The sequence below is a fragment of the Wolbachia endosymbiont of Drosophila bicornuta genome (genome assembly GCF_028982105.1).
GTDB lineage: Bacteria > Pseudomonadota > Alphaproteobacteria > Rickettsiales > Anaplasmataceae > Wolbachia > Wolbachia pipientis.
The window spans coordinates 1-571 of sequence record NZ_JAPQLF010000003.1 but is presented as its reverse complement, the minus strand read 5'-3'; the positions used below and the strand labels follow the sequence as shown (position 1 = coordinate 571).

The following is a 571-nucleotide window of genomic DNA, read 5'->3' as shown; positions in this document are numbered from 1 at the left end:
AAGTGTGGAAAAAGAAAAAGTAGCAGGCTACCAGAAGGTGTTACTGCGGATACATTTGGTCCAAAAGTTAAGTCAACAATTGCGGCGCTGAGCGGATTTTACAAGAACTCGAAAAGAGAAGTAGCAAATATTATAAAAAATATTTTCAACCTGGACATCAGTGTTGGTAGCGTGTCAAATAGCGAGGCTAGAGTTGCAGAAAAATGCCAAGAGGCATATGAGCAAATCGAGCAAGAAGTAAGTAAAAGTGAAGTTCTGCATATCGATGAAACGAGCCATTATAACAAAGGTAAACTTGGTTGGTGCTGTATGTTTGCGAGTAATACAGCAAGTTTTATAAAATTGACAGAGTCAAGAGGAATGAAGGTTTTACAAAATAGTAAGTTCTGCAATCGCAATAGCTTACGACAGGTACGCAGCATACAACTACTTTGCCGATAAGAACAGGCAAATCTGTTGGGCACATTTATCAAGAGATTTTGAAAGATTAGCGCATAGTTGAAGTTATAGCTCTTTTTACAATAATCCGAACAGACCGTAATATGCTACTGGCCTGCTATAGCCATAAACA

The 571-nt window shown here is 38.4% G+C and carries 1 pseudogene; it reads left to right on the top strand.

Features of this window, described 5'->3' with window-relative positions:
* Positions 1-499 (top strand): annotated as a pseudogene (locus OZD68_RS00020) (IS66 family transposase); the annotation flags it as partial.
* Positions 500-571 lie beyond the last annotated feature (72 nt).